The organism is Streptomyces sp. NPDC085460, assembly GCF_044541975.1.
In the GTDB taxonomy this organism is placed as follows: domain Bacteria; phylum Actinomycetota; class Actinomycetes; order Streptomycetales; family Streptomycetaceae; genus Streptomyces.
This window is the reverse complement of sequence record NZ_JBITTO010000005.1, coordinates 307289-328776: the sequence shown is the minus strand read 5'-3', so window position 1 is coordinate 328776 and position 21488 is coordinate 307289. Positions and strand designations below refer to the sequence as shown.

Here is a 21488-nt window from a genome sequence, read left to right as displayed (position 1 = left end):
ACCACGGCCCCGACCGACCCCGCCGACCCTGCCGACCCCGCTGAGGGCAATCGTTCCGCAGGGCGATGGGGGTCCCCCCTGCTGGAGCGAAGCCGAGAGCTCGGGGGAGGGCGGGCACAGCCCCCGATGCCGGGCACCGCTCCGGCGACGGACGCCGTGCCGGACCCCACCCCGGTGCCGGGCACCGCTCCCGAGGGCCACGCCGCGCAGGAGGCCGCGGGCGCCACGGACCGCGACAAGATCGAGGGCCTCCTGCTCGGCCTCGCCGCGGGTGACGCCGCCGGCTGGCCCGCCGCACGGCACCGCGCCGCCCGGATGCCCGAGTGGACCCGCCGTCTCACCCGCGAGCTCGACACCTTCGCGGAGCAGAACGCGACGACCACCCTCCCCGTGCCGATCGCCCTCAACCAGCCCCCCGAGCCCCTCCGCCTCGGCCCCTCCGACGACGCCGAGTGGGCGGCCTTCACCGCGGAGGCGGTGCTGGCCGCCGCCGGCCCGCTCTTCGCCTCCCTCCCCCGCGAGCGCCGGCTCCGCGCCGCCGTGGACGTGGCCTGGAACCACCTCGCGGGCCAGATCGCCGCCGCCGCCGACCGCGCCCCCGAGATCGAGTCCGCCGTCCTCCCGCTCCGCGCCCGCATCTCCGTCCGCGCCGGCCTCGGCAATCTGGCCACCGGCCTGCGCCCTCCCGCCACCGGCCACGACAACCCGCACTACTTCGACGACGCCGCCTGCGTCCGGGCCGCCGTCCTCGCGGTCGTCCACCCCGGCGACCCGCGCGCCGCCGCCGAACTCGCCGAGTTCGACGCCCGGTACACCCAGGACGGCGACGGCGTGCACGGCGCCCGCGCCACCGCCGCGGCCGTCGCCTCGGCCCTCGGCGGCGCGGACGCCGACACCGCCGTGGCCGCCGCGCTCGCCGAGCTCCCGCCCGTCACCGAGATCGGCCGCAACGCCCGGCACGCCGTGAAGCTGGCCCGTACCACCGACTCCGCCTTCGCGCTCGTCCCGCTCCTGGAGCACCAGATCGTCGACCACGTCTACAGCTACGGGATCGCCGCCGCCGAGACCGTCCCCGTCGCGCTCGCGCTGACCGTCGCCGCGCGCGGCGCGATGACGGCCGCGGTCCCGGCGGCGGCCTGCCTCTCCCGGGTCGCCGACTCCGCCCCCGCCCTGGCCGGCGCGCTCACCGGCGCGCTCGGCGGCGGCCGTTCGGTCCCGGCGAGCTGGCGGGACGCCTGCCGGACGCTCTCCGGCTGCGCGCTCCCCCGCCTCGCCGGCACCGACCTGGTGGAACTCGCCGGGCTCCTGGGAACCACGGAACCGGCACCACCAGGTGGACAATTCCGACATGACACCCACACTGGATGAGCGGATCACCGGAAGCCTCCTCGGGGCCGCCGTGGGCGACGCCCTCGGCGGCCCCGTGGAGGGATACACCCCCGAGCAGATCACCGAACGCCACGGCGGCCGCGTCACCGGCGTCGTCGGCCCCTGGAACGGCGACTCCTGGCGCACCGCCCGCCCCATCGCGCCGTACCACAAGGGCGACGGGCACGTCACCGACGACACCCTGATGACCCACGCGCTGATCCGGGTGTACGAGAAGGTGCGCGACCACCTGGACGCGTACGCCGTCGCCGACCACCTCGTCCCCGAACTCATGGGCACGCCCGTGTGGATCCCCGAACTGGAGGCGGAGGCCCTCCCCCTCCAGCGGGTCTTCCTCGCCGAGAAGTGGATCGTCGCCCGCCTCCACTACGGCCACGCCGACCCGCGCGAGGCCGGCACCGGAAACATCGTCAACTGCGGTGCCGCGATGTACATGGCCCCGGTCGGCCTGGTCAACGCGGCCGACCCGCACGGGGCCTACGCCGAGGCCCTGGACGTCGCGGGCGCCCACCAGTCCTCGTACGGCCGCGAGGCGGCGGGGGTCCTCGCGGCGGCGGTCGCGGCGGCCTGCGTCCCCGGCGCCACCCCGCGCACGGTCGTCGACACCGTCCTGTCCCTCGCCAAGGACGGCACCCGCGCCGCGATCGAGGCGGTCGCCGAGGTCGCCGACCGCCACCACGACGTCGAGTCGGCCCTGGCCCCGCTGCGCCGCGCGGTCGCCCCGTACGACTCGGTCGGCCCCGACTACCGCAACCCGGGCCTCGGCGCCCGCCGCCCCTCCCGGCTCCACTCCATCGAGGAGCTGCCGATCGCGCTCGGCATGCTGCTGGTCGGCGAGGGCGACTACCGCCGGACGGTCCTGGGCGCGGTCAACTACGGGCGGGACTGCGACTCCATCGCCACCATGGCGGGCGCGATCGCCGGCGCCCTGCACGGCGAGGCGGCGGTCCCCGCCGACTGGGCGAAGCGCGTGGCGGACGCCAGCCGCCTCGACCTGCGCGCCCCCGCGACCGCCCTCGCCGCCGTGGCCCACGAGGTCTTCGCCCGCGACACCGCCCGCCGCCGCGCCGTCGACGCCGCCCGCACCACCCTGACGGGCCCCACCCGATGACGCCCTCCGCCCCGGCCCCCGGGCCCAGCACCGCGTCCGCCCCCGCCACCGGTGCGGCCGCCGCCCGCCACCCCCGCCCGGCGGCGGACGGCGCCCCGGCCGGCCCCGCCCGGACATCCCGTGCCGGACCACCCGCGACGCCGCCCGCCGGGGACGGCCCCGCGCCCGTCCGGCTCACCTGGGTGCAGCCCGAGGACCTGGTCGGGCACGAGCTGCGGCAGGCCGCCGAGGACGGGCGGGACGCCGGGGAGATCGCGGCGCGCTGGTACGCGGCCGGCGGGCACCCCGCGCCGCCCGCCGCCGGCGCCTCCCCCGTCCCCCGGCCGGAGCTCCGCCCGCTCGCCGAGGAGCTGCTCGACGCGCTCGCCGCCCTGCCCTCCCCCCTCGCCCCCGACGAACCCACCGCCCTCGACGCGATCGAGGCGGCCTGCCCCGACTGGCCCGTCCGCCCGTCCGCCCCGGACGCCCGCGCCGACCCGGCGCTCCGCGACCGTCTGCACGCCGCCTGGCTCGGGCGGGCCGCCGGGTGCCTGCTCGGGAAGCCCGTCGAGAAGCTCCCGCTCGACGCGATCCGCGCGCTCGCCCGGGCCGCCGGGAACTGGCCGCTCGACGACTGGTTCACCGCGCGCGGCGTCCCGCCCGCGCTCCTCGCGGCCCACCCCTGGAACCGCCGCTCCGCCGCCACCTCGCTCGCCGAGACCATCGACGGCATGCCGGCGGACGACGACCTCGACCACCCCCTCCTCGCCCTGCTCCTGCTCCGCCGCCACGGCCGCGGCTTCACCACCGCCGACCTGGCCCACCTCTGGCTCGACGAACTCCCCGCCGGCCGCACCTTCACCGCCGAGCGGATCGCCTACCGCAACCTCCTCGACGGCGTCGAGCCGCCGCTGACCGCCGTCCGCCGCAACCCCTTCCGGGAGTGGATCGGCGCCCAGATCCGCGCCGACGTCCACGGCTGGACCCACCCCGGCGACCCGGCCGCGGCCGCCGCCCAGGCCCACCGGGACGCCGTCCTCAGCCACACCGGCAGCGGCGTCCACGGCGCCCTGTTCGTCGCCGCGACCGTGGCCGCCGCCGCGGGCGGCACCACCGACGTCCACCGGGCGCTCGCCGCGGGACTCTCCGTCGTCCCGCCCCGCTCCCGGCTCGCCGAGGCCGTCCGCTACGGCATCCGCACCGCCCGCACCACCCCCGCCCTCGACACCGTCGTCGACCGGCTGCACGCCCGGTACGGCGGGTACCACTGGGTCCATGCCGTACCGAACAGCGCGCTGCTCGCCGCCGCCCTCACCCACGCCGACGGCGACTTCACCGCCTCGATCTGCGCGGCCGTCTCCGGCGGCTGGGACACCGACTCCAACGGCGCCACCGCCGGTTCGGTCGCCGGGCTCCTCGCCGGGCACCCCGACCGGATCCCGGACCGCTGGACCTCCCCCCTGAAGAACCGGCTCGCCACCACCGTGCCGACCTTCGACGGCGTCGGCTTCGACACCCTCGCCGACCTGACCCACCTGGAGGCAGTACGCCCATGACCAGCATCGTGGTGCTCGGGAGCACCAACATGGACCTCGTGGCCTACGTACGGCGGGCCCCGCAGCGCGGCGAGACCGTCACCGGCCGCTCGTTCCGCACGATCCCCGGCGGCAAGGGCGCCAACCAGGCGGTGGCCGCCGCCCGGGCGGGCGCCGAGGTCGCCATGATCGGCGCGGTCGGCTCCGACGAGTTCGGCTACCGGCTCCGGGACGTCCTGGAGCACTGCTCCGTCGACACCGACCTGCTCCGCACCGTCGAGGGAGCCTCCGGCACCGCCCACATCGTCGTCGACGACGAGGGCGGCAACGCGATCGTCGTCGTCCCCGGCGCCAACGCCACCGTCACCTCCCTCACCCACGGCGACGAGGCCCTGATCGCCACCGCCGACCTGCTCCTCCTCCAGCTCGAACTCCCCCTCTCCGTCGTCACCGAGGGCGCCGCCCACGCCCGCGACCGCGGCGTGCGCACCGTCCTCACCCCCGCCCCCGCCCAGCCGCTCCCGCCCGACCTCTTCGACGTCACCGACCTGTTGCTGCCCAACGAGCACGAGGCCGCCACCCTCACCGGCCGCTCCGACCCGCGCGCCGCCGCGCTCGCCCTCCTCGACGCCGTCCCCGAGGTGGTCGTCACCCTCGGCGCGGCCGGCTGCCTCTACGCGGCGCGCGGCCGGGAACCGCTCACCGTCCCCGCCCCGCGGGTGCGGGCCGTCGACACCACCGCGGCCGGCGACACCTTCGCCGGCGCCCTCGCCGTCGCCCTCGGCGAGGGCCGCCCGATGCCGGAGGCCCTCGCCTGGGCGGGCACGGCCGCCGCGCTCTCCGTCCGCCGCGAGGGCGCCTCGACCTCGATGCCGTACCGCACCGAGATCGACGCGGCCCTCGGCTCCCCCGAGTCCCTGGAGGCCGATCCCGTATGACCACCGCGACCCCCGCGCCCCCCGCCGCCCCGCCGCTCCAGGGGCTGCGCGTCCTCGATCTGGCGACGCTCTTCGCCGGACCGCTGGCCGCCATGATGCTCGGCGACTTCGGCGCCGACGTCGTCAAGGTCGAGCACCCCCGCAAGCCGGACCCGTCCCGGGGCCACGGACCCGCCAAGGACGGCGTGGGCCTGTGGTGGAAGGTCCTCGGCCGCAACAAGCGGACCATCACCCTCGACCTGTCCACCCCCGGCGGCCGGGACGCCCTGCTCCGGCTGGCCGCCGACGCCGACGTGATCGTGGAGAACTTCCGCCCCGGCACCCTGGAGCGCTGGGGTCTCGGCTGGGAGGAGCTGTCCACGGTCAACCCCCGGCTCGTGCTGGCCCGCGTCACCGGCTTCGGCCAGTTCGGCCCGTACGCCCACCGCCCCGGCTTCGGCACCCTCGCCGAGGCGATGAGCGGCTTCGCCGCCGTCACCGGCGAGCCGGACGGCCCGCCGACCCTGCCCCCCTTCGGCCTCGCCGACTCGATCGCCGCCCTCGCCACCGCGTACGCCGTGATGACCGCGCTCACCGCCAGGACCACCACGGGCCACGGCCAGGTCGTGGACATGGCCATCATCGAACCGATGCTCTCCGTCATCGGACCCCACCCCCTCTGGTACGACCAGCTCGGCTACGTCCAGCCGCGCACCGGCAACCGCTCCCGCAACAACGCCCCCCGCAACACCTACCGGACCGCCGACGGCTCCTGGGTGGCCGTCTCCACCTCGGCGCAGTCCATCGCCGAGCGCGTCCTGCGCCTGGTCGGCCGCCCCGAGCTGATCGACGAGCCGTGGTTCGCCGACGGCAGCGGCCGGGCCGCGCACGCCGACGTCCTCGACGAGGCCGTCGGCTCCTGGATCGCCCGCCGCACCCGCGACGAGGCCATGGACGCCTTCGAGAAGGCGGAGGCGGCGATCGCCCCGGTCTACGACGTCCGGGACGTCCTCGCCGACCCGCAGTTCCAGGCCCTCGGCACGGTCACCGAGGTCCCCGACCCGGAGCTGGGCCCGATCCGCATGCAGAACGTGCTCTTCCGGCTCTCCGAGACCCCGGGCGCCATCCGCTGGGCCGGCCGCCCGCACGGCGCCGACACCGACGAGGTCCTGACGGCGGCCGGCCTCACACCGGACGAGATCGACGGCCTGCGCGCGCGGGGGGCGGTATGAGCCCCCCGGGAGCGGCCACCGCCGCCGGCACCCTGGACGGCCGGCCCCGCACCACCCGCCGTCCGCCCCTCACCTGGCTGTACGCCCCCGGGGACCGCCCCGAGGTGGTCCGCAAGGCGCTCGGCTCCGGCGCCGACGTGGTCATCGTCGACCTGGAGGACGCGGTCGCCCCCGACCGCAAGGCGTACGCCCTCGACGCCACCGCCGATCTGCTCTCCGACGCCCACCCCGTCCCGGTGCACGTGCGCATCCACACCCCGCGCGACATCCCCGTCCTGGCCTCCCTCCCCGGCCTCGGCGGTCTCCGTGTACCCAAGGTGACACACGCCTCCGACATCCACCGGATCAGCGAGCTCGCCCCCGGCCTCCCGCTCTACCCGCTCCTGGAGAGCGCCCTGGCCGTGGAGCACGCGTACGCCATCGCCACCGCCCACCCGGCGGTCCGCGGCCTCTGCCTCGGCGAGGCCGACCTCCGCGCCGACCTGGGGGTACGGGACGACAGCGGGCTCGACTGGCCGCGCAGCCGGGTCGTGGTCGCCGCCCGCGCCGCCGCGCTGGCGCCGCCGGTCCAGTCGGTCCACCCGGACATCGGCGACCTGGAGGCGCTCGCGGCCGGCTGCGCCCGGGGCCGGGCGCTGGGCTTCCTCGGCCGGGCCGCCATCCACCCCCGGCAGCTCCCGGTCATCGAGCGGGCCTATCTGCCGACCCCGCAGGAGGTCGACGCGGCCCGCGCGGTGGTGGCGGCCGCCGCGGCCGACCGGGGCGCGCTGGCCCTGGCGGACGGCCGGTTCGTGGACGCGGCGGTGGTGGCGGGCGCCCGCCGGGTACTCGCCCTCGCGGACCACGCGGGCTGACCCGTACCGGGGCACGCGCGAGGGCCGCCGCGACCTCTTCGGTCGCGGCGGCCCTCGTGTGTGCGTACGGAGGGGGCGTCAGCTCTTGGCGGCCGACCCGGCGCCGTTCCCGGCGCCGTTCTCCACGTCCTCGTCGTCGGCGGCGGAGCCGGCCGGCTCCTCCGGCTCCGCGGCCGGCTCGTCCTGCTCCGTCCGCTCCGCCTTCTCGACGGACACCGGCTTGCGGGAGCGCGGCTCCACGATCTCCTCGCGGCCCGGCCGGAGCCGCGCCGAGACCACCATGTAGACCACGGCGAGGACGAAGACGATGATCGCGGTCCACACGTTCAGGCGCAGGCCCAGGATGTGGTGCGCCTCGTCGACGCGCATGTACTCGATCCAGCCGCGGCCGGCGCAGTAGGCGGCCACGTACAGGGCGAAGGCGCGGCCGTGGCCGAGCTTGAAGCGGCGGTCGGCCCAGATGACGAGGACGGCGACGCCGATGCACCAGAGCGACTCGTAGAGGAAGGTCGGGTGGTAGAGCCCGGCCTCGCGGTTGGCGCTCTCGGTGATCTTCAGCGCCCAGGGCAGGTCGGTGGGCTTGCCGTACAGCTCCTGGTTGAACCAGTTGCCCCAGCGGCCGATGGCCTGGGCGAGGGCGATGCCGGGGGCGATGGCGTCCGCGTACGCCGGGAGCGGGATGCCCCGGCGGCGGCAGCCGATCCAGGCGCCGACGGCGCCGAAGGCGATGGCGCCCCAGATGCCGAGGCCGCCCTCCCAGATCTTGAAGGCGTCGACCCAGTTCTCACCCTCGCTGAAGTACAGCTGGTAGTCGGTGATCACGTGGTACAGGCGTCCGCCGACGAGACCGAAGGGCACCGCCCAGACGGCGATGTCGGCCACGGTGCCGGCGGTGCCGCCCCGGGCGATCCAGCGCTTGTTGCCGAGCCAGACGGCGACGAAGACACCGAGGATGATGCAGAAGGCGTAGCCGCGCAGCGGAATCGGTCCGAGGTGGAGGACACCGGTCGACGGGCTGGGAATGTAGGCAAGGTCCATGGCAGGTCCGACGCTACCTTGCCGGGCGGGCGGACCGGCAGCCCACCCGGCAACGTCTGGATAACTAACCCCGTCGCTACCCCGCCGTCACCCCGCCGAGGGGGAGGCCGTGCCCGGCTTCTTGCCCTTGTTGGCCTCGGCGACCCACTTCTTCAGGTTCTCCGGCGAGATCTGTTCGCCGTCCTTGGTCGGGAAGATCGATTCTCCGTTGAGCAGGACGGACGGCGTGCCGCGGAAGCCGCCGGCCTGGAACGCCTCGTTGGACTTCTCGACCCAGCTGTCGTGGGTGCCGTCCTCGACGCAGGAGCGGAACGCCGGCGTGTCGAGCCCGGGGACCTTGGCCGCCAGCTCGATCAGCTTGGCGTTGTCGCCGAAGGCGTCGTCGGTCTCCTGCGGCTGGTTGATGTAGAGCGTGTCGTGGTACGCGGTGAACTTGCCGGCGTCCTGGGCGCAGGCCGCCGCGTTCGCCGCGCGCAGCGAGCCGCTGCCGCCCATGTTGCCGTCGATGAGGGTGGCGAGGTGGTACTCGGTCTTGAGCGCGCCGGCGGCCTCCAGTTCGTGGATGGAGTCCCGCATGACGTTCTCGAACTGGGCGCAGGCGGGGCAGCGGAAGTCCTCCCAGATCTGGAGGGTGGACGGGGCGTCCGCCTTGCCGGTGGGGATGGCCGGCTTGTCGCCCTCGATCGCGCCGGTGGGGACGACGACGGGCCCGGCCTTGGCGGAGTCGCCGTCCTTGCCGCTGTTGGCGGCGATCACGCCGACGACGGCGGCGAGGCCGAGGACGCCGACCACTCCCGCCGTCACGATCAGGACGCGCCGCTGCTTCTCGCGGGCCTTCTCTCGCTCGCGCTGCTGCTGGAGGCGCTCCCGCGCGCTCTTGTTACTACCGTCACGGTTCTTCTCGCTCACGCCCACAGCAACGAACCGGGGAGGCGCGTCCGCGCCGCCCCGGTCCGATATCCACCCGAATGGACTACATCCGGTCAGGAGGTGCGGCGCACACCCTCGGCGAGTTCGGCCGCCAGTTCCTTTACGGCGGCGAGTCCGGCGGCCTCGTCGCCGTCGGCGTCGAGGATCCGCTGGACGAAGGCCGAGCCGACGATGACGCCGTCGGCGAAGGCGGCGACCTCGCGGGCCTGGACGGCGTTGGAGACGCCGAGGCCGACGCAGACCGGGATCTTCGAGGTGACGCGGGTGCGCCGGACGAGGTCGGCGGCCTGCTCGCCGACGGACGCGCGGGTGCCGGTGACGCCCATGAGGGAGGCGGCGTAGACGAAGCCGGAGCCGGCCGCCGTGATGGTGGCGAGCCGCTCGTCCTTGCTGCTGGGGGCGACGACGAAGACGGTGGCGAGGCCGTGCGCGTCGGCGTGCTCGCGCCAGAGCGCGGACTCCTGGACCGGCAGGTCGGGCAGGATGCAGCCGGCGCCGCCGGCCTCGGCCAGCTCCCGGACGAAGCGCTCGACGCCGTACCGGTCGATCGGGTTCCAGTAGGTCATGACGAGGACCGGCTTGCCGGTGGCCTCGTGGGCCTCCTTCACCGTCCGCATGACGTCGGCGATCTTGACGCCGCCGCGCAGGGCGATGTCGTCGGCGGTCTGGATGACGGGGCCGTCCAGGACCGGGTCGCTGTGCGGGAGGCCGACCTCGACGATGTCGGCGCCGCCGTCGAAGACGGCCTTGATCGCCTTGATGCCGCCGTCCACGGTCGGGAAGCCGGCCGGGAGGTACGCGATGAGCGCGGCCCGGTCCTCGGCCTTCGCCCGCTCCAGGGTGTCGGCGAGCAGCTGGATGTTCCCGGTCACTTGGCGTCCCCCTCGATCTCGGCGGTGCCGGCCCGGTCGGCGGCCACCTCGGCGTCCGTCTCGTACAGGCCGAAGTAGCGCGCGGCCGTGTCCATGTCCTTGTCGCCGCGGCCGGAGAGGTTGACGAGCAGGAGCGCGTCCTCGCCGAGCTCCTTGCCGACCTCCAGGGCCCCGGCGAGGGCGTGGGCCGACTCGATGGCCGGGATGATGCCCTCGGTGCGGGAGAGCAGGCGCAGCGCCTGCATGGCGGCGTCGTCGGTGACGGCCCGGTACTCGCCGCGCCCGCTGTCCTTGAGGTAGGCGTGCTCGGGGCCGATGCCGGGGTAGTCGAGGCCGGCCGAGATCGAGTACGGCTCGGTGATCTGGCCCTCCTCGTCCTGGAGGACGTAGCTGCGGGAGCCGTGCAGGATGCCGGGCTCGCCGGCGGTGAGGGTGGCCGCGTGCTCGCCGGTCTCGACGCCGTGGCCGGCCGGCTCGCAGCCGATGAGCCGGACGCCGGTGTCGGGCAGGAAGGCGTGGAAGAGGCCGATGGCGTTGGAGCCGCCGCCGACGCAGGCGATCGCCGCGTCGGGGAGCCGGCCGGCCCGCTCCAGGAGCTGGCGGCGGGCCTCGACGCCGATGACCCGGTGGAAGTCGCGGACCATCGCGGGGAAGGGGTGCGGCCCGGCGACCGTGCCGAACAGGTAGTGCGTCCGGTCGACGTTGGCGACCCAGTCCCGGAACGCCTCGTTGATGGCGTCCTTGAGGGTGCGGCTGCCGGACTTCACGGCGACGACCTCGGCGCCGAGCATCCGCATCCGGGCCACGTTGAGGGCCTGGCGCTGGGTGTCGATCTCGCCCATGTAGATGGTGCAGTCGAGGCCGAAGAGGGCGCAGGCGGTGGCGGTGGCGACGCCGTGCTGGCCGGCACCGGTCTCGGCGATGACGCGGGTCTTGCCCATGCGCTTGGTGAGCAGGGCCTGGCCGAGCACGTTGTTGATCTTATGCGAGCCGGTGTGGTTGAGGTCCTCGCGCTTGAGGAAGATCCGGGCGCCGCCGGCGTGCCCGGCGAACCGGGGCACCTCGGTGAGGGCGCTGGGACGGCCGGTGTAGTTGGCCATGAGGTCGCCGAGCTCGCGGGCGAACTCGGGGTCGTTCTTGGCCTTCTCGTACTCGACGGCGACCTCGTCGACGGCGGCGACGAGGGCCTCGGGGATGAACTTGCCGCCGAAGGCGCCGAAGTAGCCCTCGGGCGACGGGACCTGACCCTCCGGGTCCGGGATGAAGAACTCGCTGGTCATGCGGATGCTGCTCCTCGCGGGGCGATGCGGTCGTGAAAGGACGTGACTCGCTTCGTACGCGCGCGGTGTGGTGCCGCCGTCCCTGTGGGCATACGTCCCGCAAGGGCGGGACGGGTGGGCACAGGGACGGCGCCCCTGCCGGGCCCAGGCTTTCCGGGCCTGAGCCCGCACCCGAAGCGCGATGCGCTCGTGGTGCGGGTTCAGGCGCAGGTGCGGAGGCACCCGCGAAGGTGCCGTTCCGTTGTGCCCACCCGTTCCGCCCTAGCGGAACGTATGCCCACAACGAAACGACGGGCGCGCGCGTGAGGTGCGGGCGCGCCATCGCATGCCCGGCACCGTGCCCGGCTCCGAGCCGATGCAGTGGCGGACCCGGCGGCCGTGGACACGGCGGGCGGGCGCCCGGCACCCCCGGGGCCGGCAGCCCCGGGCGAGCCGGGCGTGAGCGGCCACGGAGACCGCGCGCAGCCCGACCGGCCCGCGGGCTGCGGAGCCCGGGGCGGTCGGCGCGGCGACGCGGTCGGGGGTCATGGCGGGGCCGTCAGCTCCGGCCGTGCCGCAGGGCCGGGTGCGCGCCGGCGGCGACGAGGTCGGCGACGGCGGTCTTCGGGTCGCGGCCGGTGACCAGGGACTCGCCGACGAGCACCGCGTCGGCGCCGGCGTTGGCGTACGCGATGAGGTCGTGCGGGCCGCGGACGCCGGACTCGGCGATCTTGACGATGCCTGCCGGGATCTCGGGGGCGACGCGCTCGAAGGTGGAGCGGTCGACCTTGAGGGTCTTGAGGTCGCGGGCGTTGACGCCGATGATCCGGGCGCCGGCCTCGACCGCGCGCTCGACCTCCTCCTCGTCGTGGACCTCGACGAGCGGGGTGAGCCCGATGGACTCGGCGCGCTCGATGAGGGAGACGAGGGCCTCCTGCTCCAGGGCGGCGACGATGAGGAGCGCGAGATCCGCTCCGTACGCCCGGGCCTCCCAGAGCTGGTAGGCGGTGACGATGAAGTCCTTGCGCAGGACGGGGATGTCGACCCGGGAGCGCACGGCCTCCAGGTCGGCGAGCGAGCCGCCGAAGCGACGCTGCTCGGTGAGGACGGAGATGACGGCGGCGCCGCCCGCCTCGTAGTCGGCGGCGAGTCCCGCCGGGTCGGCGATGGCCGCGAGTGCTCCCTTGGACGGGCTGGAGCGCTTGACCTCGCAGATCACGGTGACGCCCTCGCCGCGCAGCGCGGCGACGCCGTCCTTGGCCTGCGGGGCCTTGGCGGCCCGCTCCTTCAGCTCGTCGAGGGAGACCCGCGCCTGCCGCTCTGCGAGGTCGGCGCGCACGCCTTCGATGATCTCGTCGAGCACACTCACGCGAGAGGCCCCCTTCCGGGACGGTGACGGTTCCACGGAACCTGATGAACAGGGTTCAGCCATGTCCGATGGTATCCGCAGGTGACCCTCTGTCCCGCATCGAGCGGCGCGGTGTCCCAACAGCTGGGACTTCAGGGGGCCAGCGCGGAGCCGAGGGGAAGGTTCCGGATCACCGCGAAAAGGGCGGTCAGCGCCCCGATCACCCACCACAGGGCGGGCTTGAGGTCGATCCGGGTCGGCGCGCCGCGGACGGCGCGAACCAGCCACACCGCCATGAGGACGGCGCAGACGGCGTAGCCGGCGACGGCGAGCGCGTTGGCACCGAGCGCGGTCGCGAGGTCGCCGTGGGCGACGGCGTGGGCGCTGCGCAGGCCGCCGCAGCCGGGGCAGTACAGGCCGGTGAAGCGGAGCAGCGGGCAGACCGGGTAGTGGCCGGGTTCGTTGGGGTCGACGGCGGCCACGTACGCGAAGGCGGCGCCGGTGCCGGCGAGGGTGGCGAGGGGGGCGAGCAGCCGCCGGCCGAGCGGGCGGCCGCGGAACTCCTCGGCCTCGGTCAGCGGTGCCGGCGGGACGGGAGGGGCGGGAGGGGCGGGTGGGACGGTCTGCGGGGGCGGCTCGGCGGTCACGCGGTGATTGTCGCCCGGGACGCCCCGGGACGCACGACGGCGCAGTCCGGACGTGCCGGACTGCGCCGTTCGGGTGAAGCGCGGGTCCTGTGGGCCCTGGGGGCTCGGGGTCAGGCGCGGGCCTTGGCCGCCGTGGTCGCGGCCTCGCGGGCCTCGGCGACGGCCGCCGACTCCTTCGGCATGCCGAGGCCGGCGATCTTCATCGCGCCGCCGACGACACCGCCGAGGACGATGACACCGACACCGGCCCAGAAGCCGGGGATGTTCGCCGCCACCATGAAGACTCCGGCGATGCAGAAGCCGATGAAGGAGATGATGACACCGGTCCAGGCGGCCGGGGTGTGTCCGTGGGCGCTGCCCGCCATGAGTTGCTCCTCGTAGATGTTGCTCGGTGGTGACGTCGAAGATGACGGCTGTCATGTGATGACGGCGTCATTCTTCCGCACATGACCCCGCGGAGGTGACTCGGGGGGTCCCGGACGATCACGCGTCGTGCGTCGGGTCCTCGCCGCGGTCGAGCGCCTTCCACAGGTCCTCGGGGCGGTCGGGGTCGCCGGCGGCGGGGCGGTGCGCCGGCCGGGGGGCGCCGGAGCGCTCGTAACGGCCGCCCATCGCGGGCCAGCTCTTGCCGTAGCGCAGCGCGCAGAGGCCGGCGACGAGGATGAGGAGGGCGCCGGCGGCCGCCACGTACGGCCAGGCCGTATGGGTGAGGCCGGCGACGGCGGCGGCGGTGTCGCCGCTGATCCGGGCGGCCTCGGCGTCGAGGGCGGCGCTGTCGGAGGCGCCGAGGAAGGCGGCGAGGGCCGCGCCGGCGCCGCTGAGCGCGAGGAGCCCGGCGACGAGGGTGCGGCCGGCGCGGCGGACGGCGAAGACGGCGACGAGGGCGGCGAGGCCGACGATCGCGAGGGCGGTCGGGACGCCGGTGACGGCGCCGCCGTCGGCCTCGACGGGGACGGAGCCCCCGGCGACCGACGCGGTGCCCTCGGCCCAGATCTGGCCGGCGGAGAGCAGTACGACGGTGGCCCCGAGGGCACCGAGGAGCAGGGCGACGGCGAGGCTCCGCCGGCCGCCGGAGGTGACGGCCGCGCGGGCGGCTCGGGGCTGGGGTACGGATACGGCGCTCACGTACCCCACTATCCCCTACGGCTGCGATGAACCTTTCATCCGGTTGGCGGTGTGTACGGCGCGGAGCACGGCGGCCGCCTTGTTGCGGCACTCGGTGTCCTCGGCGACCGGGTCGGAGTCGGCGACGACGCCGGCTCCGGCCTGCACGTACGCGGTGCCGTCGCGGAGCAGGGCGGTGCGGATGGCGATGGCGGTGTCGGAGTCGCCGGCGAAGTCGAGGTAGCCGACGCACCCGCCGTACAGGCCGCGGCGCGAGGGCTCCAGCTCCTCGATGATCTGCATCGCGCGGGGCTTGGGCGCGCCGGAGAGGGTGCCGGCGGGGAAGCAGGCGGTGAGGACGTCGAAGGCGGTCTTCCCCTCGGCGACGCGGCCGGTGACGGTGGAGACGATGTGCATGACGTGGGAGTACCGCTCGATCGACATGAAGTCGACGACCTCGACGGAGCCGGGGGCGCAGACCCGGCCGAGGTCGTTGCGGCCGAGGTCGACGAGCATGAGGTGCTCGGCGCGTTCCTTGGGGTCGGCGAGCAGCTCCTCTCCGAGGTCGTGGTCCTCCTGCGGGGTGGCGCCGCGGTGCCGGGTGCCGGCGATGGGGTGGAGCATCGCCTGCCCGTCCTCGACCTTGACCAGCGCCTCGGGCGAGGAGCCGACGACGTCGAAGCCGTTCTCGAAGCGGAAGAGGTACATGTACGGGGACGGGTTGGTGGCCCGCAGGACCCGGTAGACGTCGAGGGCGGAGGCGGTGCAGGCGGTCTCGAAGCGCTGGGAGGGGACGACCTGGAACGCCTCGCCGGCCCGGATCCGCTCCTTCACGTCCTCGACGGCGTCCTGGTAGGCCGCGCCGCCCCAGAGCGCGGAGTACTCGGGGAGCTCGGAGGCCGGGAGGGCGACGGGGGTGGTGGCGACGGGGCGGGCCAGGTCGGCCTCCATCGCGTCGAGGCGGGCGACGGCGTGCGCGTACGCCTCGTCGACTCCGGTCTCCAGGTCGTTGTGGTTGATCGCGTTGGCGATCAGGAGGACGGAGCCGTCCCAGTGGTCGAGGACCGCGAGGTCGCTGGTGAGCAGCATGGTGAGCTCGGGCAGCTTCAGGTCGTCGCGGCCGTGCTCGCCGATGCGCTCCAGGCGGCGGACGATGTCGTAGCCGAGGTAGCCGACCATGCCTCCGGTGAACGGGGGCAGCCCGCCCGCGAGGTCCCTGGGGGTGTGGAGGGTCTCGACGGTGGCGCGCAGGGCGGCGAGCGGGTCGCCGTCCGTGGGGACGCCGACCGGCGGGGTGCCGAGCCAGTGGGCCTCGCCGTCCTTCACGGTGAGCGTGGCGCCGCTGCGGACGCCGATGAAGGAGTAGCGGGACCAGCTGCGGCCGTTCTCCGCGGATTCGAGGAGGAAGGTGCCGGGGCGTTCGGCGGCGAGCTTGCGGTAGAGCCCGACCGGGGTGTCGCCGTCCGCGAGGAGCCTGCGGCTGACGGGGATGACGCGGCGGTCGGCCGCCAGCTTGCGGAAGGTCTCGAGATCCATGGCGCCAGACCCTACTCGGATGCCGGGAGCCCGGCGGCGGGCAGGAGGACGTCGGCGTCGAAGCAGGTCCGGGCGCCCGTGTGGCAGGCGGCGCCGACCTGGTCGACCGTGACGAGGACGGTGTCGGCGTCGCAGTCGAGGGCGACCGACTTGACGTGCTGGACGTGCCCGGAGGTGTCGCCCTTGACCCAGTACTCGTTCCGGCTGCGGGACCAGTAGGTGCAGCGGCCGGTGGTGAGGGTGCGGTGCAGGGCCTCGTCGTCCATCCAGCCGAGCATCAGCACCTCGCCGGTGTCGTACTGCTGGGCAATGGCGGGGAACAGGCCGTCGGCGCCGCGCTTGAGGCGGGCCGCGATGGCCGGGTCGAGGTCGCTGGGGGTCCGGGGCGTGCTGCTCATGCCGCCATTGTGCCGTGACCGGGGAGCGTGTCCGGCGCGGCGTCCACTGGGCGGACCGCGCGGCGCGGCCGTACGCTGGCGGACATGTCGACCCATGCCAAACGTGAACGGCTTCTGCTCGCTGATCTGTTGGAGGCCGCGGGACCTGACGCCCCGACGCTCTGCGAGGGCTGGCGGACGCGGGACCTCGCGGCGCACGTGGTGGTCCGGGAGCGGCGGCCGGACGCGGCGGCCGGGACGCTGGTGCCGGCGCTGAAGGAGCGGCTCCAGCGGGTCCAGGACGAGTTCGCCGCGAAGCCGTACGAGGAGCTGATCCAGCTCGTCCGCACGGGCCCGCCGCGCTTCTCCCCGTTCACGATCAAGCAGGTGGACGAGGGGGCGAACGTCATCGAGTTCTACGTCCACACGGAGGACGTCCGCAGGGCGCAGCCGGGCTGGTCGGCGCGGGAGCTGGACCCGGTCTTCTCGGACGCCCTGTGGTCGCGTCTGGAGAAGGGCGCGCGGCTGCTGGGCCGGAAGGCGCCGGTGGGTCTGGTGCTGCGCCGCCCGAACGGCCAGACGGTGGTCGCCCACCGCGGCACCCCGGTGGTGACGGTCTCCGGGGAGCCGGGCGAGCTCACGATGTACCTGTACGGGCGTACGGAGGTGGCGAAGGTGGGCCTGGAGGGCGAGCCGGACGCGATCGAGCTGCTGAACACGACGAAGCAGCTGGGGATCTAGGACTCCGGGGTCTTCGGGAGTTCGGCGCGGCGGACCGCGCGGACGGCGAGGCCGTACACGCCGGAGAGGGCGCAGACCGCCGCGCTGACGGCGAAGACCGGTCCGGGCCCCCAGGCGCCGAGGGCGGCGCCGGTGACCGGGTAGCCGAGCGGGGCGATACCGAGGCTGCCGAGGCTCGCGACGGCGCTCACCCGGCCGAGGTACGCGGGGTCGCACTCGGTCTGGACGAGGGCGTTGCACAGGGCTCCGGAGAGTCCGGCGAGCAGGCCGATGCAAAGGGCCACGAGGACGGCGGCGGCCGTATGGGGAACGTGGGCGAGCGCGCCGATGGCGACGGCTCCGAGCACCATGGTCCCGCCCATGACGACGCCGGTCCGGCCGATGCGGCCCCTGACGGTGAGGAAGAGGGAGGCGCCGCCCGCGCCGACGCCGAAGCCGGCGAGGACCCAGCCGATGCCGGCGGCTCCCCAGCCGCGCTGCTCGGCGAGGACGGCGAGGCCGACGTTGAGGGGGCCCACGAATCCCAGGTCGCTGAGGAGCACGACGATCATCAACGGGCCGAGTACCGGATGGCCGCGGAGGTACCGCAGGCCGTCGGCGAGGTCGCGCAGGGCGGTGCCGTCGCGGGCCCGGTCCTCCTGGGGCAGCGGGCGGAGGCGGAGCGCGGCGAGCAGGGGCAGCGAGAGGGCGAAGAGCACGCCGGCGACGCCGAAGGCGCTCGCGGTGCCGCCGAGGGCGACGGCGAGGCCGCCGAGCGGGGCGCCGAGGATGGCGCCCGTGCGGTAGGAGAGGCCGCGCATGCCCTGGACGCGGGCGAGCTGGTCGCGCTCGGCGATCCGGGGCGGCAGGGCGCCGACGGCCGGCAGGAAGACGGCGTCGACGGCGCCGAAGACGAGGGCGACGGCGGCGAGGGCCCCCAGCCCCGGCGCGGCGAGGAGCAGGGCCGCGGCGAGGCCGAAGGTGACGAGGCAGCGGACGGTGTCGGAGACGATGACGACCCGGCGCGGCCCGAGGCGGTCGGCGATCACTCCCCCGAAGAGCAGGAGCAGCGCGCGGGGCACGGCGGCGACGGCCATGACGAGCCCGGCCTGGGCCGGGGTGCCGCTGGTGACGGCGGTCCAGGAGAGGGCCAGGTAGAAGACGCTGTCGCCGAGGGTGGAGGCCGTGTAGGCACCGAGCCAGCGCAGGACCTGGGGGCTGCGGTGGGCGGGGCGGGCCTCGATGACGGCGGTCACGGGCGGTAGGGGAAGCCGTGGAGGTGGACGGCGACGTTCTCGCGGCCCTCGGTGTCGCCGGCGGCTTCGGCGGCGCGGGCGATGCGGTCGTACTTCTCGCAGACGGCGTCCAGCTCCTGGTTGAGCGCGGCGAGCTCGGCGGCGGTGAGGCGGGGCAGCCATTCGGAGCTGATCGAGGCGGAGCGCCAGGCGTCGGACCAGGTGAGGCGCTCGTCGAGGAAGCGGCGGTGGAGTGCGGAGCGCTGCTCGTTGATGGTGCGGCCGACGGCGTCGCTCGCGGCGGCCAGTTCGGGGCTGTCGCGGACGTCCTCGTCGCGGATGGTGACACCGTACGAGCTGGGCTGCCACCAGCGCTCGCGCCCGTCGGCGGACTGCGTCTCGGCCTCCTCGATGAGGCCGTGCTCGGCGAGCTTGCGCAGGTGGTAGCTGACGAGCGAGACGGCTTCGTCGACCTGCTCCGCGAGCTGGGAGGCGGTGGCGGCGCGGGCGACGAAGAGGTTCCGGTAGAGGCGCATGCGCAGCGGGTGCGCGAGGGCCTTGAGGGTGCCGAGGTCGGTGATCCGGCGGTTCTCCTGCGAGGTCATGAGCACGACCGTAGATACGAAGGAAAAGTTGCGCAATGAGAATTGCACAAATAATCCTGCGCGTCTGACCGGCGAAAAGGGCCCCCGTGGGGGCCCTTCCCGGAAACGGAACGACGCCTCAGCGGACCTCGTGCCCCGCCTCCCGCAGCGCTCCCTTGACCTGGCCGATCCGCAGGTCGCCGAAGTGGAAGACGGAGGCCGCGAGCACCGCGTCCGCGCCCGCCGCGACGGCCGGCGGGAAGTCGGCGAGCTTGCCGGCGCCTCCGGAGGCGATCACCGGGACGGTCACGTGCTTGCGTACCGCCGCGATCATCTCCGTGTCGTAGCCGTTCTTCGTGCCGTCCGCGTCCATCGAGTTGAGCAGGATCTCCCCCGCGCCCAGCTCGGCGGCCCGGTGCGCCCACTCGACGGCGTCGATGCCGGTGCCCTTGCGGCCGCCGTGCGTCGTCACCTCGAAGGAGCCGGAGGCGGTCCGGCGCGCGTCCACGGACAGGACCAGGACCTGCCGGCCGAAGCGCTCGGCGATCTCCTGGATCAGTTCGGGGCGGGCGATGGCGGCCGTGTTGACGCCGACCTTGTCCGCGCCGGCCCGCAGCAGCCGGTCGACGTCCTCCGCCGACCGCACGCCGCCGCCGACCGTGAGCGGGATGAAGACCTGCTCGGCGGTGCGGCGCACCACGTCGTAGGTGGTCTCCCGGTTGCCGGACGAGGCGGTGATGTCGAGGAAGGTCAGCTCGTCGGCGCCCTCGGCGTCGTACAGCTTGGCCATCTCGACCGGGTCGCCGGCGTCGCGCAGGTTCTGGAAGTTGACGCCCTTGACGACCCGGCCGTTGTCCACGTCCAGGCAGGGGATCACGCGTACGGCGAGGCTCATGCCGCATCACTCCTGTACGCCTCGACCTCGACCTCGACGACCAGGCGGGGGTCGACGAAGCCCGAGACGATGATCATCGAGGCGGCCGGGCGGACCGCGTCGAACAGTTCCTTGTGGGCGCGGCCCACCTCGTCCACGTCCCGCGCGTGGGTGAGGTACATGCGGGTGCGGACGACGTCCCCGGCGCCGAGGCCGAGCTGCTTCAGCGCGTCGAGGGCGACGTTGAAGGAGTTGACGGTCTGCTCGTACGGGCCGCCGTCGGCGATCTGGCCGTCGACCACCGAGGTGCAGCCGGCGACGAGGACGGTGCCGTTGGGCAGCTCGACCGCGCGGGAGTAGCCGAACTGCTCCTCCCAGGGAGCGCCGGTGACGACCTTGCGCACGGAGTCGGTCATGCGGACGCCACCGCCTGAAGGGCCTCCTCCAGGGTGAACGCCTTGGCGTAGAGCGCCTTGCCGACGATCGCGCCCTCGACGCCCAGCGGCACGAGGCCGGACAGGGCGCGCAGGTCGTCCAGGGAGGAGACGCCGCCGGAGGCGACGACGGGCTTGTCGGTGGCCGCGCAGACGTTCTTCAGCAGTTCGACGTTGGGGCCGGTGAGGGTGCCGTCGCGGCCGATGTCGGTGACGACGTACCGGGCGCAGCCCTCGGAGTCGAGGCGGGTGAGGGTCTCGTAGAGGTCGCCGCCCTCGCTGGTCCAGCCGCGGCCCTTGAGGGTGGTGCCGCGGACGTCGAGGCCGACGGCGATCTTGTCACCGTGCTCGGCGATGACCTTGGCGACCCACTCGGGGGTCTCCAGGGCGGCCGTGCCGAGGTTGACGCGGGTGCAGCCGGTGGCGAGGGCGGCGGCGAGCGAGGCGTCGTCGCGGATGCCGCCGGAGAGCTCGACCTTGATGTCCATGGCCTCGGTGATCTGCCGGACCAGGTCGCGGTTGTCGCCGGTGCCGAAGGCGGCGTCCAGGTCGACGAGGTGGAGCCACTCGGCGCCGGAGCGCTGCCAGGCCAGGGCGGCCTCCAGCGGGGAGCCGTAGGAGGTCTCGCTGCCGGACTCGCCGTGGACGAGCCGGACGGCCTGGCCGTCGCGGACGTCGACGGCGGGGAGGAGTTCGAGAGTGCTCACAGGGTTCCGATCCAGTTGGTGAGGAGCTGGGCTCCGGCGTCGCCGGACTTCTCGGGGTGGAACTGGGTGGCCCACAGGGCCCCGTTCTCCACGGCGGCGACGAAGGGCTCGCCGTGGGTGGCCCAGGTGACCTTGGGGGCGCGGATGTTGGGGTTGCCGACCTCCAGGGTCCACGCGCGCACCGCGTAGGAGTGCACGAAGTAGAACCGGGCGTCGGCGTCCAGTCCGGCGAAGAGCTCGGTGCCGTCGGGAGCGTCGACCGTGTTCCAGCCCATGTGGGGGACGACGGGGGCGTTCAGCGGCTCGACCGTGCCGGGCCACTCGTCGAGGCCCTCGGTCTCGACGCCGTGCTCGATGCCGCGCTCGAAGAGGATCTGCATGCCGACGCAGATGCCCATGACGGGGCGGCCGCCGGAGAGCCGGCGGCCGACGATCCAGTCGCCGCGGGCCTCCTTGAGCCCCTGCATGCAGGCGGAGAAGGCGCCGACACCGGGGACGAGGAGCCCGTCGGCGTTCATGGCCTTCTCGTAGTCGCGGGTGATCTCGACGTCCGCGCCGACCCGGGCGAGGGCGCGCTCGGCGGAGCGCACGTTGCCGAAGCCGTAGTCGAAGACGACGACCTTCTTCGGAGTCGTACCGCTCATGACCACACGTCCAGTCGCAGGACGCCGGCGGTGAGGCACATGGCGGCGCCGACGGACAGCAGCACGATGAGGCCCTTGGGCATCTGCTGCTTGACGAAGGAGTAGATGCCGCCGAGCAGGAAGAGCCCGACGACGATCAGGATGGTGGAGAGACCGGTCACG

At 74.6% G+C, this 21488-nt stretch carries 25 protein-coding genes; 7 read left to right on the top strand and 18 right to left on the bottom strand.

Features of this window, described 5'->3' with window-relative positions:
* Positions 1-126: 126 nt before the first annotated feature.
* From ACIGHB_RS15330 to ACIGHB_RS15305, 6 genes are read left to right on the top strand one after another with little or no spacing between them, the layout of a single operon-like run.
* Positions 127-1368 (top strand): ADP-ribosylglycohydrolase family protein, encoded by a 1242-nt coding sequence (locus ACIGHB_RS15330; protein WP_399913264.1) that lies wholly within the window; start codon positions 127-129, stop codon positions 1366-1368.
* Positions 1349-2500: an ADP-ribosylglycohydrolase family protein gene (locus tag ACIGHB_RS15325; RefSeq protein WP_360320989.1), complete on the top strand. Its 1152-nt coding sequence runs from the start codon at positions 1349-1351 to the stop codon at positions 2498-2500. Before ACIGHB_RS15330 ends, ACIGHB_RS15325 begins: the two co-directional genes overlap by 20 nt.
* A complete protein-coding gene (locus ACIGHB_RS15320) occupies positions 2497-4035 on the top strand; it encodes an ADP-ribosylglycohydrolase family protein (RefSeq protein ID WP_399913261.1) in 1539 nt (512 codons plus the stop codon). The genes ACIGHB_RS15325 and ACIGHB_RS15320 overlap by 4 nt, the downstream gene beginning before the upstream one ends.
* Positions 4032-4952, top strand: coding sequence for a ribokinase (gene rbsK / locus ACIGHB_RS15315; RefSeq protein ID WP_360319377.1), 921 nt, complete (start codon positions 4032-4034; stop codon positions 4950-4952). Before ACIGHB_RS15320 ends, rbsK begins: the two co-directional genes overlap by 4 nt.
* Positions 4949-6163, top strand: a complete 1215-nt coding sequence (locus tag ACIGHB_RS15310) for a CoA transferase (protein WP_360319379.1) — start codon at positions 4949-4951, stop codon at positions 6161-6163. Before rbsK ends, ACIGHB_RS15310 begins: the two co-directional genes overlap by 4 nt.
* A complete protein-coding gene (locus ACIGHB_RS15305) occupies positions 6160-7017 on the top strand; it encodes an aldolase/citrate lyase family protein (RefSeq protein WP_360319381.1) in 858 nt (285 codons plus the stop codon). Before ACIGHB_RS15310 ends, ACIGHB_RS15305 begins: the two co-directional genes overlap by 4 nt.
* A 78-nt stretch (positions 7018-7095) precedes the next feature.
* On the opposite strand, the gene lgt is transcribed toward ACIGHB_RS15305, so the two are convergent.
* From lgt to hisI, 11 genes are all read right to left on the bottom strand, one after another.
* Positions 7096-8055 carry a prolipoprotein diacylglyceryl transferase gene (gene lgt, locus ACIGHB_RS15300; RefSeq protein WP_360319383.1) on the bottom strand — a complete coding sequence of 320 codons (960 nt, stop codon included), beginning with the start codon at positions 8053-8055 and terminating at the stop codon, positions 7096-7098.
* A gap of 87 nt (positions 8056-8142) precedes the next feature.
* Positions 8143-8964: a DsbA family protein gene (locus tag ACIGHB_RS15295; protein WP_388869870.1), complete on the bottom strand. Its 822-nt coding sequence runs from the start codon at positions 8962-8964 to the stop codon at positions 8143-8145.
* Positions 8965-9038: 74 nt separating this feature from the next.
* Positions 9039-9857 (bottom strand): tryptophan synthase subunit alpha, encoded by an 819-nt coding sequence (gene trpA, locus ACIGHB_RS15290; RefSeq protein ID WP_399913256.1) that lies wholly within the window; start codon positions 9855-9857, stop codon positions 9039-9041.
* Positions 9854-11137, bottom strand: a complete 1284-nt coding sequence (gene trpB / locus ACIGHB_RS15285; protein ID WP_360319389.1) for a tryptophan synthase subunit beta — start codon at positions 11135-11137, stop codon at positions 9854-9856. The genes trpA and trpB overlap by 4 nt, the downstream gene beginning before the upstream one ends.
* A gap of 261 nt (positions 11138-11398) precedes the next feature.
* Positions 11399-11665, bottom strand: coding sequence for a tryptophan biosynthesis modulator TrpM (gene trpM / locus ACIGHB_RS15280; RefSeq protein WP_360319391.1), 267 nt, complete (start codon positions 11663-11665; stop codon positions 11399-11401).
* Positions 11666-11675: 10 nt separating this feature from the next.
* Positions 11676-12485: an indole-3-glycerol phosphate synthase TrpC gene (gene trpC / locus ACIGHB_RS15275; protein WP_360319393.1), complete on the bottom strand. Its 810-nt coding sequence runs from the start codon at positions 12483-12485 to the stop codon at positions 11676-11678.
* Between the two features lie 131 nt (positions 12486-12616).
* Positions 12617-13111: a DUF2752 domain-containing protein gene (locus ACIGHB_RS15270; RefSeq protein WP_360319395.1), complete on the bottom strand. Its 495-nt coding sequence runs from the start codon at positions 13109-13111 to the stop codon at positions 12617-12619.
* A gap of 110 nt (positions 13112-13221) precedes the next feature.
* Complete coding sequence (locus ACIGHB_RS15265) at positions 13222-13476, bottom strand: HGxxPAAW family protein (protein ID WP_360319397.1); 255 nt, start codon at positions 13474-13476, stop codon at positions 13222-13224.
* 118 nt (positions 13477-13594) lie between these two features.
* On the bottom strand, positions 13595-14245 hold the full coding sequence (locus ACIGHB_RS15260; protein ID WP_360319399.1) for a TIGR02234 family membrane protein: 651 nt from the start codon (positions 14243-14245) through the stop codon (positions 13595-13597).
* Positions 14246-14251: 6 nt separating this feature from the next.
* Positions 14252-15751, bottom strand: a complete 1500-nt coding sequence (locus ACIGHB_RS15255; protein WP_360319401.1) for an anthranilate synthase component I — start codon at positions 15749-15751, stop codon at positions 14252-14254.
* Positions 15752-15762: 11 nt separating this feature from the next.
* Positions 15763-16149 (bottom strand): phosphoribosyl-AMP cyclohydrolase, encoded by a 387-nt coding sequence (gene hisI / locus ACIGHB_RS15250; protein WP_399913247.1) that lies wholly within the window; start codon positions 16147-16149, stop codon positions 15763-15765.
* An 84-nt stretch (positions 16150-16233) separates the two neighbouring features.
* Between hisI and ACIGHB_RS15245 the strand changes: the two genes are divergently transcribed.
* Complete coding sequence (locus ACIGHB_RS15245; RefSeq protein ID WP_360319405.1) at positions 16234-16869, top strand: TIGR03085 family metal-binding protein; 636 nt, start codon at positions 16234-16236, stop codon at positions 16867-16869.
* On the opposite strand, the gene ACIGHB_RS15240 is transcribed toward ACIGHB_RS15245, so the two are convergent.
* From ACIGHB_RS15240 to ACIGHB_RS15210, 7 genes are all read right to left on the bottom strand, one after another.
* A complete protein-coding gene (locus ACIGHB_RS15240) occupies positions 16866-18104 on the bottom strand; it encodes an MFS transporter (protein WP_399913244.1) in 1239 nt (412 codons plus the stop codon). The two genes, ACIGHB_RS15245 and ACIGHB_RS15240, sit on opposite strands and share 4 nt — an antisense overlap.
* Complete coding sequence (locus tag ACIGHB_RS15235; protein ID WP_399913241.1) at positions 18101-18688, bottom strand: ArsR/SmtB family transcription factor; 588 nt, start codon at positions 18686-18688, stop codon at positions 18101-18103. Before ACIGHB_RS15235 ends, ACIGHB_RS15240 begins: the two co-directional genes overlap by 4 nt.
* Before the next feature lie 118 nt (positions 18689-18806).
* On the bottom strand, positions 18807-19562 hold the full coding sequence (gene hisF / locus ACIGHB_RS15230; protein ID WP_399913238.1) for an imidazole glycerol phosphate synthase subunit HisF: 756 nt from the start codon (positions 19560-19562) through the stop codon (positions 18807-18809).
* Positions 19559-19957, bottom strand: a complete 399-nt coding sequence (locus ACIGHB_RS15225; protein ID WP_399913235.1) for a RidA family protein — start codon at positions 19955-19957, stop codon at positions 19559-19561. Before ACIGHB_RS15225 ends, hisF begins: the two co-directional genes overlap by 4 nt.
* Entirely contained in the window at positions 19954-20682 is a 729-nt protein-coding gene (gene priA / locus ACIGHB_RS15220) for a bifunctional 1-(5-phosphoribosyl)-5-((5-phosphoribosylamino)methylideneamino)imidazole-4-carboxamide isomerase/phosphoribosylanthranilate isomerase PriA (protein WP_399913232.1), read from the bottom strand. The genes ACIGHB_RS15225 and priA overlap by 4 nt, the downstream gene beginning before the upstream one ends.
* Positions 20679-21326 (bottom strand): imidazole glycerol phosphate synthase subunit HisH, encoded by a 648-nt coding sequence (hisH, locus tag ACIGHB_RS15215; RefSeq protein WP_399913228.1) that lies wholly within the window; start codon positions 21324-21326, stop codon positions 20679-20681. The genes priA and hisH overlap by 4 nt, the downstream gene beginning before the upstream one ends.
* Positions 21323-21487, bottom strand: coding sequence for a hypothetical protein (locus tag ACIGHB_RS15210; RefSeq protein ID WP_360319419.1), 165 nt, complete (start codon positions 21485-21487; stop codon positions 21323-21325). Before ACIGHB_RS15210 ends, hisH begins: the two co-directional genes overlap by 4 nt.
* Position 21488: the final 1 nt, after the last annotated feature.

Excerpts from the sequence above, each read along its gene's own strand:
- ACIGHB_RS15225 (WP_399913235.1), bottom strand. The coding sequence starts at position 19,957 with ATGACCGACTCCGTGCGCAAGGTCGTCACCGGCGCTCCCTGGGAGGAG.
- ACIGHB_RS15245 (WP_360319405.1), top strand. The coding sequence starts at position 16,234 with ATGTCGACCCATGCCAAACGTGAACGGCTTCTGCTCGCTGATCTGTTG.
- ACIGHB_RS15320 (WP_399913261.1), top strand. The coding sequence starts at position 2,497 with ATGACGCCCTCCGCCCCGGCCCCCGGGCCCAGCACCGCGTCCGCCCCC.
- ACIGHB_RS15265 (WP_360319397.1), bottom strand. The coding sequence starts at position 13,476 with ATGGCGGGCAGCGCCCACGGACACACCCCGGCCGCCTGGACCGGTGTC.
- hisH (WP_399913228.1), bottom strand. The coding sequence starts at position 21,326 with ATGAGCGGTACGACTCCGAAGAAGGTCGTCGTCTTCGACTACGGCTTC.
- ACIGHB_RS15325 (WP_360320989.1), top strand. The coding sequence starts at position 1,349 with ATGACACCCACACTGGATGAGCGGATCACCGGAAGCCTCCTCGGGGCC.
- ACIGHB_RS15330 (WP_399913264.1), top strand. The coding sequence starts at position 127 with ATGCCGGGCACCGCTCCGGCGACGGACGCCGTGCCGGACCCCACCCCG.
- rbsK (WP_360319377.1), top strand. The coding sequence starts at position 4,032 with ATGACCAGCATCGTGGTGCTCGGGAGCACCAACATGGACCTCGTGGCC.
- ACIGHB_RS15305 (WP_360319381.1), top strand. The coding sequence starts at position 6,160 with ATGAGCCCCCCGGGAGCGGCCACCGCCGCCGGCACCCTGGACGGCCGG.
- ACIGHB_RS15255 (WP_360319401.1), bottom strand. The coding sequence starts at position 15,751 with ATGGATCTCGAGACCTTCCGCAAGCTGGCGGCCGACCGCCGCGTCATC.
- trpM (WP_360319391.1), bottom strand. The coding sequence starts at position 11,665 with ATGACCCCCGACCGCGTCGCCGCGCCGACCGCCCCGGGCTCCGCAGCC.
- lgt (WP_360319383.1), bottom strand. The coding sequence starts at position 8,055 with ATGGACCTTGCCTACATTCCCAGCCCGTCGACCGGTGTCCTCCACCTC.
- hisI (WP_399913247.1), bottom strand. The coding sequence starts at position 16,149 with ATGAGCAGCACGCCCCGGACCCCCAGCGACCTCGACCCGGCCATCGCG.
- trpB (WP_360319389.1), bottom strand. The coding sequence starts at position 11,137 with ATGACCAGCGAGTTCTTCATCCCGGACCCGGAGGGTCAGGTCCCGTCG.
- hisF (WP_399913238.1), bottom strand. The coding sequence starts at position 19,562 with ATGAGCCTCGCCGTACGCGTGATCCCCTGCCTGGACGTGGACAACGGC.
- ACIGHB_RS15310 (WP_360319379.1), top strand. The coding sequence starts at position 4,949 with ATGACCACCGCGACCCCCGCGCCCCCCGCCGCCCCGCCGCTCCAGGGG.
- ACIGHB_RS15235 (WP_399913241.1), bottom strand. The coding sequence starts at position 18,688 with ATGACCTCGCAGGAGAACCGCCGGATCACCGACCTCGGCACCCTCAAG.